Source organism: Rhizobium sp. NLR16a, from assembly GCF_017948245.1.
Classification (GTDB): domain Bacteria; phylum Pseudomonadota; class Alphaproteobacteria; order Rhizobiales; family Rhizobiaceae; genus Rhizobium.
Genome location: NZ_CP072865.1, coordinates 1917220 through 1930779, shown reverse-complemented (window position 1 = coordinate 1930779; position 13560 = coordinate 1917220). Strand labels below are relative to the sequence as shown.

Sequence of the window (13560 nt, the reverse complement as noted above, 5' to 3'; positions counted from 1 at the left end):
TGCCTCAATTAAGCGGAATGTCGTTGGCGCTCTTCGACGACTGGTAGGTGGAAGACAGCGCGTCGTAGCGCGCCTTGATGCGGGCGGTCTGCGCCTTCAGCGCCGTTTTCCGAGAAACTTCCTCGGTCTCGACCAGATCGGCGATGGCAAAACTGTTCCAGAAGGCGTTCTGCCTGCGATAGCCGCCGGGTTCAAGCCCGAAGACCTCCTTCAGGATCTTCAGATCATGCGGAATGGCGAAGGCGTCGCGGGAATCCTCGTGGCTGAAGAAATAGTAGAAATTGTCGAAGCCGGCCCAGGTGATCGCCGACATACACATGGTGCAGGGTTCGTGCGTCGACAGGAAGATCAGGTCCTTGGTCGCCGGCTTGTCGCCAAGCTCGTAGAAGCGCTTCAGCGTATGCACCTCGCCATGCCAAAGCGGATTGTCGAGCTCGTTATTTGTCTCGGCGACGACCAGCGACAGATCGGATTTGCGCAGGATCGCTGCGCCGAACACCTTGTTGCCCAAGGAGACGCCGCGTTCCGTCAGCGGCAGGATATCATCCTCGATAACCGAAAGAAGGCGGGCGGCAATGGTCTTGTCGGGCATTGATGGTCTCCGGTTTTGCCACAGTCTATCGCCTTGGCGGCACGAGCGAAATGCGGCAAACGCCGGTGGACGTCGTTTGCCACAGGCTTTACACTGCACCGCAACAAAGAGAGTGGGAACAGGTGGTTGTCGTCAGCACGGTTGACTTTTCTCAAATCGCCGATGAGGCGAGCAAAAGAATACGCGCTTGCCTGGGCTTTCGGATTTCTGTTCCTTCAATCCCTTGTCGATCACGGGCATATTCTGGCAACTTCGAAGTGGATTGATAATGTCTTCCAGGACTGAGCAGCTTTCGGTATTTCCAGCCTTCTTTCGCGTGGAAGGCCAGAAGACGGCTGTCTTCGGCAATGGTGACGAGGCTTTCGCCAAGGTGCGGCTGCTGTTGAACACGCGGGCGCGGATTATCGCCTATGCCGACCAGCCGGAAGCCGATTATCATGCCTTTCTGATCGCCAACCGCATCGAGACGGTGCGCGCCGGCTTTTCCGCCGGCCAGGTCGAGGGTGCGGCCCTTGTCTTTGCCGCCACCGGGAATGAGGCCGAAGACCGCCGCATCGCCGACACCGCCCGCGCCGCGAATATCCCCGCCAATGCCGTCGATCAGCCCGATTACTGCGATTTCTTCACGCCGGCGCTCGTCAACCGCGCCCCCGTCGCCGTTGCGATCGGCACCGAAGGCGCGGGACCGGTTCTGGCGCAGATGATCCGCGCCCAGATCGACCAGCTTCTTTCCCCCTCGCTCGGGCGCCTGGCCGCACTGGCGACGAACTACCGCAGATCAGTTGAACAGCTGGTCCCCCGCGGCGTTTCCCGCCGGGTGTTCTGGCGCCGGTTCTTCTCCGGCCCCGTTGCCGACGCAATCGCCAATGGCAATCTGCCGCAGGCTCGCCACGCCGCCGACCGGTTGCTGCATTCCATGGATCGGGTCGCCGGCCATGTCTGGCTTGTCGGCGCCGGTCCGGGGGCTGAAGATCTGCTGACGCTGCGCGCTCAGCGCGTGATGATGGAAGCCGATGTCATCGTCTACGATGCGCTCGTGCCGCAGGCGATCGTCGATATGGGCCGCCGCGATGCCGAGCGGCTTTCCGTCGGCAAACGCAAGGGCTGCCATTCGAAGTCCCAGGAAGAGATCAACGAACTGCTCGTCGAGCTCGGCCGCCAGGGCAAGCGCGTTGTCCGCCTGAAATCCGGCGATCCGCTGGTCTATGGCCGGGCAGGGGAAGAGATGGCCGCGTTGCGCGCCGCCGGCGTCACCTATGAGGTTGTGCCCGGCATCACCTCGGCCTTCGCTGCCGCTGCCGATTTCGAGCTGCCGCTGACGCTGCGCGGCGTTGCCTCCTCGCTCGTCTTCACGACCGGCCACGATCTCACCGGCGACGTGCTGCCCGATTGGGCAAGCCTTGCCGTCTCCGGCGCGACGATCGCCGTTTACATGGGCCGCACGGTCGCCGCCTCGGTCGCCGAGCGGCTGATGCGGGCCGGCATTCCCTCCGAGACCACGGTCGCCGTCATCGAGAATGCCAGCCGCACCGAGCGCCGTCTGCTGCATGGCACGCTCGCCGATCTGCCCGATCTGCAGCATCGCGACGAGTTGACCGGGCCGGTCATGGTCATTATCGGCGATGCTGTCGCCGGCGCCAATTTCGAACTGTCCGAGCCGCTGACGCGCGAGAACGCCCGGCTCGAGGAACTTGCAAGGAGCTGAATATGGGTGACAAGGTTCTGACAGCCAACCGGCTGACGGACGGCATTGCCGTCTGGCTGGATGCGAACGGCAAATGGTCGACCTCGCTGCAGGAGGCGCTTGTCGCCCGTCACAACGAAGCCGTCGAAGCATTGGAAGCCATTGGCAAAAAGTCCTATGCCGACAACGAGGTCGTTGACGTCGCCGTCGTCGATGTTCAGGAAACCAACGGCATTCTCTGGCCGTTGCGCCTTCGCGAGCGCATCCGCGCGCAAGGGCCGACCATGGAATATGCGCCGGGCTACGCTCCTGCCGATCCCGAATTCATTGCAGTCTGAGGAAGACGATGTACCGTTACGACGAATTTGATCATGCCTTTGTCAGCGAGCGCGTCGAGCAGTTCCGCGACCAGGTTCAGCGCCGCCTTTCGGGCGAGCTTGCCGAGGATGCGTTCAAGCCGCTGCGCCTGATGAACGGCGTCTACCTGCAGCTTCATGCCTATATGCTGCGCATCGCCATTCCCTACGGCACGCTGAGCGCGCGCCAGCTGCGCATGCTCGCCCATATCGCCCGCACCTATGACCGCGGATATGGCCACTTCACCACGCGCCAGAACCTGCAGTTCAACTGGCCGAAGCTGTCTGACATTCCCGATGCGCTGGCCGATCTGGCGAGCGTCGAGATGCACGCGCTGCAGACCTCGGGCAACTGCATCCGGAACGTCACCGCCGATCACTTCGCCGGTGCGGCCGCCGATGAGATCGCCGATCCCAGGCCCTATGCGGAAATCCTGCGCCAGTGGTCGTCGGTCCATCCGGAATTCTCCTTCCTGCCGCGCAAGTTCAAGATCGCCGTGACCGGCGCCGAGCGCGACCGCGCCGCGATCCAGGTCCACGATATCGGCCTGCACCTGAAGAGGAACGACAAGGGCGAGATCGGCTTTGCCGTCTATGTCGGCGGCGGCCAGGGCCGCACGCCGATGATCGCCAAGCTGATCCGCGACTTCCTGCCCGAGGAGGATCTGCTCTCCTACACCACGGCGATCGTGCGCGTGTACAATCTGCACGGCCGCCGCGACAACAAGTACAAGGCCCGCATCAAGATCCTGGTGCACGAAACCGGCGCCGAAGAACTGACGCGGCAGGTGGAGGCCGAATTCGCCGCGCTCAGGGATAGCGAACTCAAGCTGCCGGAACAGGATGTCGAGGCGATCGCTGCCTATTTCGCGCTGCCTGCTCTGCCCGAGCGCGCCGAGGGCTGGGAAAACCTCGCCCGCTGGAAGAAGGCCGATCCGGCCTTCGCCCGCTGGGTCCAGCAGAATGTGCAGCCGCACAAGAATCCCGATTACGGCATGGTGACGATCTCGCTGAAGCCGATCGGCGGCATTCCGGGCGACGCCACCGATGCGCAGATGGAGGCCATCGCCGATCTCGCCGAAGAATATGCCTTCGACGAAATCCGCGTCAGCCATGAGCAGAACCTCATTCTGCCGCATGTGGCGTTGGCCGATCTCGAAGCTGTCTATCGTGGCCTCGTCGCCATCAATCTGGCCGAAGCCAATGCCGGCCTGATCACCGATATCATCGCCTGTCCGGGGCTCGACTATTGTGCGCTTGCCAATGCGCGCTCCATTCCGGTCGCACAGGAAATCTCCCGCCGCTTCGGTAGTCCCGAGCGCCAGGCCGAGATCGGCGAGCTGAAGATCAAGATCTCCGGCTGCATCAATGCCTGCGGCCATCACCATGTCGGCCATATCGGTCTGCTCGGCGTGGAGAAGAAGGGCGCCGAACTCTACCAGATCACGCTTGGCGGTTCGGGCGACGAACATACCTCGATCGGCGAAATAATCGGCCGCGGCTTCGAGCCGGACCGGGTGACGGATGCGATCGAGACGATCGTCGACACCTATCTCGGCCTGCGGCTTGATCCGTCCGAAACCTTCCTCGCCGCCTATCGCCGCGTCGGGCCGCAGCCGTTCAAGGATGCGCTCTACGGCTCGGCCGCCGAAGCGGCTTAAGGAGGGGATGATGACGAAGATCTGGAGAGAAACCGGTTTTGTCGACAACGATCCCTGGGTTGTTGAAACCGACGAGGTGAAGGCAACAGGCGCGCAGAAGCCGCTGCTCGGCCTCGACGAACTGATCGCCAGGGCCGGTGAAAGCAATGATGTCGGCCTCGGCGTGCTGATCAAGCCGGCCGATGACGTGCGCCGCCTCGAGCCATATCTCGATCGCCTTGCAATCGTGGCGGTCGCCTTTCCCGCCTTCAACGACGGCCGCGCCTTCAGCCATGCCTCGCTGCTGCGCCAGCGGCTCGGTTACACCAGCGAGCTGCGCGCCGTCGGCGACGTGCTGATCGATCAGGTGCCGCTGATGCTGCGTGTCGGCATCGACAGCTTTGCCGTGACCAACGCGACGGCGCTGAAGCGGCTCGCCGAAAACCGTCTTCCCGGCATTCCCCATCATTATCAGCCGGCGGTGCGTGACGCCGAAGCCGGCAAGGGCTATAGTTGGCGCCGTCAGGCGAAGCCGGCCGCATAAGCGGCCGGTCCGCCTCTTTACGATGGCGGAAATATAGCATGAAGACATTCGAAATCGCGGTGATCGGTGGCGGCCTCGCCGGCATGATCGCCGCCATTGCGCTTGGCCGCGGCGGCCGCAGTGTGGCGCTGGTGGCTCCCGTTGCTGCAAAGGAGGACCGGCGCACCACGGCGCTGATGGATCAGTCGATCCGCTTCCTCGACCGCCTGACGCTCTGGGAAAAGCTGCGCTCGGCGGCAGCACCTCTCACCAGCATGCGAATCATCGACAGCACCGACCGGCTGCTGCGGGCGCCGACCACGACTTTCCGCGCCGCCGAGGTCGGCCTTGATGCCTTCGGCTACAATTTCCCCAACACAGCGCTGACCGAGATCCTCGAAGCGGCCACGGTAGGCGAGGGCAATATCACCCGCTTCACCGAAATGGCCGAATCGATCGACATCTCCGCCGAGAGGGTGTCGATCACGCTTGCCGGCGGCGAGACGATGACGGCCGATTTTGCCGTTGGCGCCGACGGCCGCGGCTCGAAGCTGCGCGAGGCGGCAGGTATCGGCGTGCGCAACTGGTCCTATCCGCAATCGGCCATGGTGCTGAATTTCGCCCATTCGCTGCCGCACCAGAATATATCGAGCGAATTCCACACCAAGCATGGTCCCTTCACCCAGGTGCCGCTGCCAGGAAGCCGCTCCAGCCTCGTCTGGGTGCAGGATCCCGCCGAGGCGACCGCCCGCATGGAACTGCCGCTGGCCGAACTGGGCTCTCTCGTCGAGGCGCAGATGCAGTCCATGCTCGGCAAGGTGAGCATTGAGGAAGGTGTGCAGGTCTGGCCGCTGTCTGGCATGATGGCTCATCGTTTCGGCAAGGGGCGCATCGCGCTGATCGGCGAGGCCGCCCATGTCTTCCCGCCGATCGGGGCGCAGGGGCTGAACCTCAGCCTGCGCGATATCATGGCGCTCACCGACATTCTCTGCGACAGGGCGGAACTGCCGCTGCCGGCCGATGCCGGCGAAAGCTTCGACCGCCGTCGCCGCGCCGACGTCATGACGCGCACCGCGAGCGTCGATCTGCTCAACCGCTCGCTGCTTTCCGATTTCCTCCCCGTTCAGATGCTGCGCGCTGCCGGCTTGCATCTTCTCTCGGCCATTCCGCCGCTGCGCAACCTCGTGATGCGCGAGGGCATCGAGCCGGGCCGGGGCTTCCGCGATATTCCGGACTCGCTAAGGGAAAAGCTGAAGCGGAAGAAGGCCTGAGCGGATCGCGATCAGCCAGAGCGAAACGCTGGCCACCGAAAGCACCGTCGTGATCAGGATCGTCGCCGAGGCCCGTTCCTGCCAGACGCCATATTGCTGGCCGATGACAAAGACATTGGTCGCCGTCGGCAGCGAGGCCAGCAGCACGGCCGCCTGGATCCAGACCGGCTCGAAACCGCCCACAGCGGTCAGCGCGATGAAAACCGCGATCGGATGCAGGATCAGCTTCGCCGGCACGATGTAGCCGATCTCAGCCGGAATCCGCTTCAGCGGCCTCAGCGCCAGCGTCACCCCCATCGCGAAGAGGGCGCAGGGCGCGGCCGCCTGGGCGAGGTAGTCGACGAGGCGCTGGAACGCCAGCGGCTGATCGATGTGGAAGGCGGCGACGGCAAAGCCCGCCGCCGTCGACAGGATGAAGGGATGCAGCGCCACCTTGCGGGCAATATCGGCGGCAAGCCGGCCGGCCGAGCGCTTGTCGTCGCCGGCTGCCGCCATCAGCGCCGGCGCCACGATGAAATGCAGCGCGTTCTCGAAGCAGATGATCAGCGCCACCGGCACGGCAGCCCCTTCGCCGAGCGCCAGCAGCGCCAGCCCAGGCCCCATATAGCCGATATTGCCATAGGCGCCGGCAAAGGACTGGATGGTGCATTCATCAAGCGGATTGCCGCGCACCAAACGGCCGATGACAAAGAGCAGGATGAAGACCGCATAGGTAGCGGCGATATCTGTGACGATGAAATCGAGCCGCGTCAGCTCTTCGATCGGCGTGCGCGAGACGAGCTTGAAGAACAAAGCGGGCAGGGCGGCGTAGATGATGAAGGTGTTCAGCCAGCCGAGCGCTACGGCCGGCTGCTTCGTCGCCTTGGCGGCGGCATAACCGATCAGGATCAGGCCGAAGAACGGCAGCAGCAGGCTGATGATGTCGGCCAAGGGAAAGTCCGGTTTTCGCGGGAAGGTCGGCGGGGAAGAATCTCTTCTAGCCGATTTGCATCAGGATCGGAAAGGTCTGCTGGAACCAGATCGCCACATCGCTGACCCAGCCGAACAGGAAGGCGAGGCCGGTGAGGACAAGGAAGACGCCCATCACTTTTTCCACCGTGCCGAGATGGCGGCGGAAGCGCGACAGGAAGCGCATGAAGGCGCCGGAAAAGCCGGCGGCGATCCAGAAGGGGATAGCAAGACCGAGCGAATAGATCGCAAGCAGCCCGGCGCCGGATCCGACCGTCTCGCGCGAGGCGGCGACCCCGAGGATGGCGCCGAGCACCGGCCCGATGCAAGGCGTCCAGCCGAAGGCGAAGGCAAGGCCCATGACATAGGCGCCCGTCAGCGTCGCCGGCTTGCCACCAGCCTGGAAGCGCGCCTCGCGGGCGAGCAGACCGATCCGAAAGAGGCCGAGGAAATTCAGCCCCATGACGATGATGACCAGCCCGCCGATCTTGGAGAGCAGATCGAGGTGCTGGCGAAGCGCCATGCCGATGCTCGATGCACCGGCGCCGAGCGCCACGAAGACGGTGGCAAAGCCGAGCGTGAAGAGCAGCGCCGAAAACAGCACGCCGCGCCTGATCGTCGGCGAAACCGCCACCGCCCCGCCGCCGCGGAACTGCTCGACCGAAATGCCGGCCATATAGCAGAGATAGGGTGGGACGAGGGGAAGCACGCAGGGCGAAAGAAAGGATAGCGCCCCTGCCAATAACGCGCTCCACAGGGAAATATCGGCAATCGACACGCATTCTCTCCGGCTGCAATCTGCGCCCTGTTCCTAGCGTCGCAGGCCCGGATTGCCAATCACCTTTTTGCGTGGGCGACAAATCTGCCTTTGCGCGCCAGAGAAATGTGCCTTACCTTTGCAAAAGCCGAATTTTTCGGTTGACCGCAATGGGTCACCTGCCTATGTTCCGCCCACTTCCAGCCGGGGTGCTTCACACCCGCGGAGAGGGAGAGCGTAGCTCAGCCGGTAGAGCAACTGACTTTTAATCAGTAGGTCTCGGGTTCGAACCCCGACGCTCTCACCAATAGTTTCAATCACTTAGTAAGAATGCCAATCCTGCAACGGCTTGCTGGTCGCCACCGAGTCGCCACCGATCCAAGTGCGTGCATCTTCAGCCTTTTCGTTTACCTGCACTTAATTCGTATTTGTTCGCCTAAACTCGATTCGGAAAATACATCATATCACCGGCATCAACCTGAAACATGGAGGTGCCAATGCAACGAAACATCCGAGTCAAAGAGGCCGCTCACTATATCGGCCTTTCAAAATCCAGCCTCGACAAGCTTCGCCATTTTGGCGGAGGCCCAAAATACTTCAAACTCGGTCGAGCCGTGGTCTATTCAACCTCAGATCTGGACGCGTGGATGTCCGAACGCCGTCGATCCGAGACATGGGACGGCGCCAACGACAACGGTCGAGTTCGCGCCGCCTAGGCCATTTTCTGGACAATCGCCGGCTTCACGCCGACAAAGCCCCGCCACCACCTCATCACGTTTGCCGACCGGCCCGCGCCGGCGGAGAGGAGACACATGCGCATTTCCGACATTCAAGGTCCGTCCTTAACCGAAGTCATCGCATTCACCATGATCGAGAAGCCCGAAGACGTCGCGATAGTCGAGCGCCAGGCTGCCGATCGCATGGCTACTGTCCGCGGCTGGTACGGCTGGCACGTAGTCGACGTCGAAGTCATCGACGACGCTGACGAACTGGTGCGCCTGACCATCTACGCCCAGCCCGTCGGCGCCGGATACCGTGAAGAGGCAACCTTCACCTTCCTCACAGGCCAGGAAGGCAAGCGTCGATCCGCGCGCCTTGATGCATTCCTGGCCGCTTGCGGTGTGGAGGAGCGGGTAGGCGACACCCGAGAAATCAAGGGTCGCTTCTTCGCAACCAAGAATCGCGGCCGAGGCGCCAGAGACTTCGGACCGCTGACCAACGCACTGGTCGGCTGACCATGATAGTCGCCAACATGACGCCTGCCGCCGATCCGGGCGGCGGGGTGATGAAGCACGTCGCAAATTTCGACCTGCAAATCACCGATGACATCAGGATCTGCGGAATGCGGTTGTTGCGAGCGCCGGATGGCCGACTCCTGACCTATGCGCCCACCGCGCTTGGTGGTCGCCGGGCGGTGACTTTCTCGCCTCAAACGACTGCAGCAATTGTCGACGCCGCCCGCAACAGTTACTTGGAGCTCGTAACAGCCGATGACCGCAGCAACCCGGCAGCAGCCTGAACCCTCTACCGCGCTAGCCGTTGCGCTCGAATACAACGCAATGGGCTGGCCTGTCTTTCCCTGCCGCCACGCTCCCGAAGATGTCGCAGACCCGCAGACCGGTGAGATCGAGACTCGCGGCGCCAAGACGCCTCTTATTTCCAACGGGCTGAACGGCGCGACGCTAAACACGCCACTCATCGGCAGGCTCTGGGCGCGCTTTCCAGACGCAATGATCGGCGTGCCCACCGGGGAGAAGATCGGTGCGTGGGTCCTCGACATCGACGTGCCACCTGGTCACGCGGACGGCCGCATTTGGCTCGCTGAGATGGAGGCGAAGCACGGTAGGCTGCCGGAGACCCGAACGGCCACAACGGCCAGCGGCGGCCGGCACTATTTTTGGAAATATAGCTCCGACGTAAAGAACCGAGCGTCGATCGGTCCTGGCGCCGATCTGCGAGGCGAGGGCGGCTACGTCATTGCTGCCGGCAGCGTCATGGCCGACGGCCGACGCTATGCCTGGGACAACGACTTCGACATCGCTGAGGCTCCAGAGTGGCTGATGAAGCTGGCGACACCGCAGCAGTCGGCGCCGACGCCGGGTCACACCTTCGACTATCGTACCCGCGCCACCGATCGCTACGTGGAAGCAAGCGTCGACGACGAGCTACGCATCCTCGCGTCGACAGCGCAAGGCGCCCGCGGCCACCAGGTCAATGCCTCGGCTTACAATCTCGGGCGCTTCGTCGGTGCCAACCTCTTGAGCCGCTCCGAAGCCGAGGCCGGTCTCTACGCCGCTGCGCAAGCTAATGGGGTCGTCGCAAAAGATGGAGAGCGGGAGACGTGGGCGAAGATTAAGCGCGGGCTCGATGCGGGCATCCTGAATCCGAAACAGATCCCGGAACGAGAAGTTGCTGACAACACACCCCCGATGGATCACTCGCGGATGGTCGAGCGAGCGAGAGAGAAATCAGCTGCTCAAAAGCTAGAAGCGGCTAATGACAACGTCCCGCCCGCATCGATCATTTCCGAATTGCCTGTGGTCAATCCGGCTGATTGGGAAGGCAAAGAGGTGCCTCCTCGTGAATGGTTCATCGCCGATTGGATTCCTCACCGACAGGTGACAATCCTATCCGGCGATGGTGGCGTAGGTAAATCTCTGCTTGCGCTTCAGTTCGGCGCCGCGTCGGCGCTCGCGGTAGACACCGCAGGCCTTTCGCCCAAGCCTGGCAAGGTTCTGTATCTCGGCGCTGAGGACGAAGAGGATGAGTTCCATCGACGGCTTGCCGATATCGTCCGCGGACATGGGCGACAGCTCTCCGACCTAAGCGATTTCCGGCTGGTGCCGATGGCCGACTTGGACGCTCTGTTGGCAGTGCCCGATTCTAAGGGGGTGCTGCAGCCGACGAAGGTCTGGACGAAGTTCTGCGAGCTCGCTCGAAGCTTCGAACCCAGGTTCATCGTTCTCGATACTGTCGCGGATCTCTTCGGCGGAGATGAGATCAAACGTGGGCAGGCGCGGCAATTTATTGGCATGCTTCGGAAGTTGGCCATTGAGCTGGACTGCTCGATCATGCTCCTGGCGCATCCATCGCAAGAGGGTATTCGATCCGGCACGGGATCGTCGGGCAGCACGGGATGGAAAAATAGCTCACGCTCCATGCTCTATTTCAGCCGGTCCGATGACAAGGAGGCTGACACAGATCTTCGGTTCCTGACAAATAAGAAGATAAACTACGCCGGCGTCGGTAACGAAATCCGGCTCCGATGGGAAAGCGGATGTTTCGTTCCAGAGATTGCTGGATCCTCACCGGCAATCGGACTGCTTAACCGGCAGGCAGAGAGAACCTTCATTGATCTTCTTCGCACCTTCTCGAGAACCGGCCAGCATGTGGGGGCGTCGCCAGGGACAAACTTCGCACCGGCGAAAATGGCGAAGCATCCAAGCGCCGGCGGCGTTTCGAAGAAATCACTCGAAGCTGCAATGCAGCGGCTCCTGGAGGATGGGACAATCAAACTGGTTTGGGAAGGCCCGGCCTCGAAACAAAGACAGAGGCTAATCGTCACCGCGGATGATTATTTTTCACGAAAAAGGGACGAAGAGTGATTTCCACCGACCTTCCACCGGCCTTCCACCACCCTTCCACCGCGTTCCACCGACCCTTCCACCTCTCCCCCTATAACCCCCGGCGAGGTGGAAGCACCTCGCGGTGGTGGAAACCACCGCAGCGCTCCCACGCTCTGAAAGGAAAAGACATGCCGTTACGCATACGCGTCCAAAATATCGGCGGGCCGTTCCCGGGCCGCGGTGCTGCGCCCGAGATGCTGCACGACAAAATCCTCCCCCGCGGCCAGCGGGCAGCGTTCGAAAGGCTCAACGACTTGGCCGCGATGCGGCCAACCGTCACCGATGCCGGCAGCCTGGTGGCTGTCAATGACAACGAGCCGATCCTCTCAGCAAGAAAGGCCCACAAGTGAAATTCAAATCATTCGCCGAGGCCCTGTCGGCCGATCGTCCCATTCCCGCAAATGACAATAAGACGCGTAAACCAAAGCAGCCCCGTTATCGCGGCACGCTCCCGGCGCTCCGGTGGTTGTTTGACAACCATCCGGATTTGGCTCCAGCCATGGCGGCAGCTAAGCCGAAAACAGAGGGTAACTGGTCAGCTGACCTCGCCGACGGTCGGCAGGAGATCCGCCCCACAGTCGGCGAGCTGTTAAAAGCCGCGGAAGGCGCCTCGCAGAAGTTTGATCCGACGGACGATCGAAAGAACAATGAACGCATTTCGCTCGGATCCCTGAAGTTTCTACGCGGCCGCCTCATCGAGTGGGCGGTAACAAAGAAGGGTCACCGGCTTCGGCCAGTCGATCGAGTAGCGCAGGTCGGCGGAGACGCTGTTCATCAACGCGATCCAGCCCGCTACCTAAAAACAAGGGCAACGGCGCCGTCCCCATTCGATGCCTATCCGTTGCCTCGGAATATGTCTGGCCAGCCGATGCTGCCTCCCATGCTGGATCCTTTGAATGGTGTAGCGGAAGGCCGGCGCCTGCTGCAGAGCCTGGGTATCGACGGGACGGTGCCTTTGGAAAAGTTGCCGATTCCGGCGACGAGGTGCAGTGACGCTGTCGCGAAGAACGCCGTTTTCCTAGGCGGGATCTCGAGCCCAAAGGGCAATACATCGAGCGGAGCCCAAGCCTGGGAAGCACCAGAAGCAACGCGAGGCGAAGCGGCGACGGTGATTGAGGAAGTCTTTGCACGAGGCACGCTCAGGTCGATCGGCTTGCGACTGGGGTACAGTGAAGACTATGCCGATCGGGCCGGGAAAGCGGCTTTAATCGAGGCGGCGAGGGTTCTCGCCGTAGCAAACGACAATAAAGTTTCAATCGATGTGCCCAAATGTGGCGCGCTGTGATGTATTTGATTGAAGATAAAGGGCCGCCATTCGGTGGCCCTCTTCAGTTTGGGGCGCCGTCAACCGCGGACGTTTGAGACTCGCGAGTTCGCCGGGCCAGCCTCTTTCCTATTCGTCTTGCGCTGATGCCTCCTGCTGCCGCGCATGCAATTCCCGGATGATCTGATCGCCTAGGTGACGGGTGTTTTTTGGCGTCCCAGTGCTGTTAAGATGATCAATGCCGAGTTCGATCGATAGCTCGCGAAGAACAGGCAAAGCGGGTGCGAGAAGCTGGCCATCCCTCAAAACCTCGACAGTCCCGTTCTCGTACTGGCGAATTTGTATTTGGCCGGCATTCGCCACTTTAGTGATTTGTAGGTTGCTGAGTGGAACGTGGTCGGCCTGTGTTGGCGACTTGTAGGTTGGAAAGACAAGCTTTCCAGCGCGTGTCCGCATGCTGTCTCGAGCTTCTGATGCCGGAAGATCCATCAATATTTCGATCGCCAGCTCCTTCGCGTTGATCCTGAGGACCACCACCCGATCGACATCGCCGAATGTGTTTTCATTGAATGAGACTTGGGTTGAAGAGGTCACTGTCTTAACAGAGATCTTCTGCCCGTCCGCGCTCACCACGTCATAACCACGCTGCTTCGATTCGGGCGCCATTTGCCCGTAGGTGAACATAGCTGTGTAGAGTTCACCGATACGGCCAGTGAGATGATTAAGTTCCGACGCTGGAACACCCCAGGCAAGCTCACGCTCGAACCACGACAGGGCTTCGCCTAACGACTTGATTATCTGAAACTGACTTAAGGCCATCTCGTATCCCTGGAAAATATCCGGGGACGTTACAGCAAAAATCTTACCAATTGCCGCAGCGCGCCTCCTCTCGCGACGCG

Annotated in this window: 15 protein-coding genes and 1 tRNA gene; 12 read left to right on the top strand and 4 right to left on the bottom strand. The window is 61.7% G+C overall.

What is annotated here, in order from left to right:
• Nucleotides 1-4: 4 nt before the first annotated feature.
• Nucleotides 5-592 carry a nucleoside deaminase gene (locus J7U39_RS09430; RefSeq protein ID WP_210631483.1) on the bottom strand — a complete coding sequence of 196 codons (588 nt, stop codon included), beginning with the start codon at nt 590-592 and terminating at the stop codon, nt 5-7.
• A gap of 268 nt (nt 593-860) precedes the next feature.
• Here J7U39_RS09430 and cysG point away from each other — a divergent pair, with 268 nt between their 5' ends.
• The 5 genes from cysG to J7U39_RS09405 are packed head-to-tail and all read left to right on the top strand — an operon-like array spanning nt 861 to nt 6066.
• Nucleotides 861-2297, top strand: coding sequence for a siroheme synthase CysG (cysG, locus tag J7U39_RS09425; protein ID WP_210631482.1), 1437 nt, complete (start codon nt 861-863; stop codon nt 2295-2297).
• Between the two features lie 2 nt (nt 2298-2299).
• Nucleotides 2300-2614, top strand: coding sequence for a DUF2849 domain-containing protein (locus J7U39_RS09420; protein WP_010014500.1), 315 nt, complete (start codon nt 2300-2302; stop codon nt 2612-2614).
• An 8-nt stretch (nt 2615-2622) separates the two neighbouring features.
• Complete coding sequence (locus J7U39_RS09415) at nt 2623-4293, top strand: nitrite/sulfite reductase (RefSeq protein ID WP_210631481.1); 1671 nt, start codon at nt 2623-2625, stop codon at nt 4291-4293.
• Nucleotides 4294-4303: 10 nt separating this feature from the next.
• Nucleotides 4304-4816: a DUF934 domain-containing protein gene (locus J7U39_RS09410; RefSeq protein ID WP_210631480.1), complete on the top strand. Its 513-nt coding sequence runs from the start codon at nt 4304-4306 to the stop codon at nt 4814-4816.
• Nucleotides 4817-4854: 38 nt separating this feature from the next.
• Nucleotides 4855-6066 (top strand): UbiH/UbiF family hydroxylase, encoded by a 1212-nt coding sequence (locus tag J7U39_RS09405; protein WP_210631479.1) that lies wholly within the window; start codon nt 4855-4857, stop codon nt 6064-6066.
• On the opposite strand, the gene J7U39_RS09400 is transcribed toward J7U39_RS09405, so the two are convergent.
• Together J7U39_RS09400 and J7U39_RS09395 are read right to left on the bottom strand one after the other, a co-directional pair.
• Nucleotides 6034-6996 carry an AEC family transporter gene (locus J7U39_RS09400; RefSeq protein WP_210631478.1) on the bottom strand — a complete coding sequence of 321 codons (963 nt, stop codon included), beginning with the start codon at nt 6994-6996 and terminating at the stop codon, nt 6034-6036. The genes J7U39_RS09405 and J7U39_RS09400 overlap by 33 nt on opposite strands.
• A gap of 46 nt (nt 6997-7042) precedes the next feature.
• Nucleotides 7043-7792 (bottom strand): cytochrome c biogenesis CcdA family protein, encoded by a 750-nt coding sequence (locus J7U39_RS09395; RefSeq protein WP_210631477.1) that lies wholly within the window; start codon nt 7790-7792, stop codon nt 7043-7045.
• Between the two features lie 210 nt (nt 7793-8002).
• Between J7U39_RS09395 and J7U39_RS09390 the strand changes: the two genes are divergently transcribed.
• The 7 genes from J7U39_RS09390 (at nt 8003) to J7U39_RS09360 (ending at nt 12682) form a co-directional block, all read left to right on the top strand.
• Nucleotides 8003-8078, top strand: a tRNA-Lys gene (locus tag J7U39_RS09390).
• A gap of 190 nt (nt 8079-8268) precedes the next feature.
• On the top strand, nt 8269-8487 hold the full coding sequence (locus J7U39_RS09385) for a helix-turn-helix domain-containing protein (protein WP_207241965.1): 219 nt from the start codon (nt 8269-8271) through the stop codon (nt 8485-8487).
• 96 nt (nt 8488-8583) lie between these two features.
• On the top strand, nt 8584-9006 hold the full coding sequence (locus J7U39_RS09380; protein WP_207241966.1) for a hypothetical protein: 423 nt from the start codon (nt 8584-8586) through the stop codon (nt 9004-9006).
• A gap of 17 nt (nt 9007-9023) precedes the next feature.
• Nucleotides 9024-9290: a hypothetical protein gene (locus J7U39_RS09375; protein WP_210631476.1), complete on the top strand. Its 267-nt coding sequence runs from the start codon at nt 9024-9026 to the stop codon at nt 9288-9290.
• Nucleotides 9262-11376: a bifunctional DNA primase/polymerase gene (locus tag J7U39_RS09370; protein WP_207241968.1), complete on the top strand. Its 2115-nt coding sequence runs from the start codon at nt 9262-9264 to the stop codon at nt 11374-11376. Before J7U39_RS09375 ends, J7U39_RS09370 begins: the two co-directional genes overlap by 29 nt.
• A 149-nt stretch (nt 11377-11525) precedes the next feature.
• On the top strand, nt 11526-11747 hold the full coding sequence (locus tag J7U39_RS09365) for a hypothetical protein (protein WP_207241969.1): 222 nt from the start codon (nt 11526-11528) through the stop codon (nt 11745-11747).
• On the top strand, nt 11744-12682 hold the full coding sequence (locus J7U39_RS09360) for a hypothetical protein (protein ID WP_207241970.1): 939 nt from the start codon (nt 11744-11746) through the stop codon (nt 12680-12682). The genes J7U39_RS09365 and J7U39_RS09360 overlap by 4 nt, the downstream gene beginning before the upstream one ends.
• A 108-nt stretch (nt 12683-12790) precedes the next feature.
• On the opposite strand, the gene J7U39_RS09355 is transcribed toward J7U39_RS09360, so the two are convergent.
• Entirely contained in the window at nt 12791-13480 is a 690-nt protein-coding gene (locus J7U39_RS09355; protein WP_210631475.1) for a hypothetical protein, read from the bottom strand.
• Nucleotides 13481-13560 lie beyond the last annotated feature (80 nt).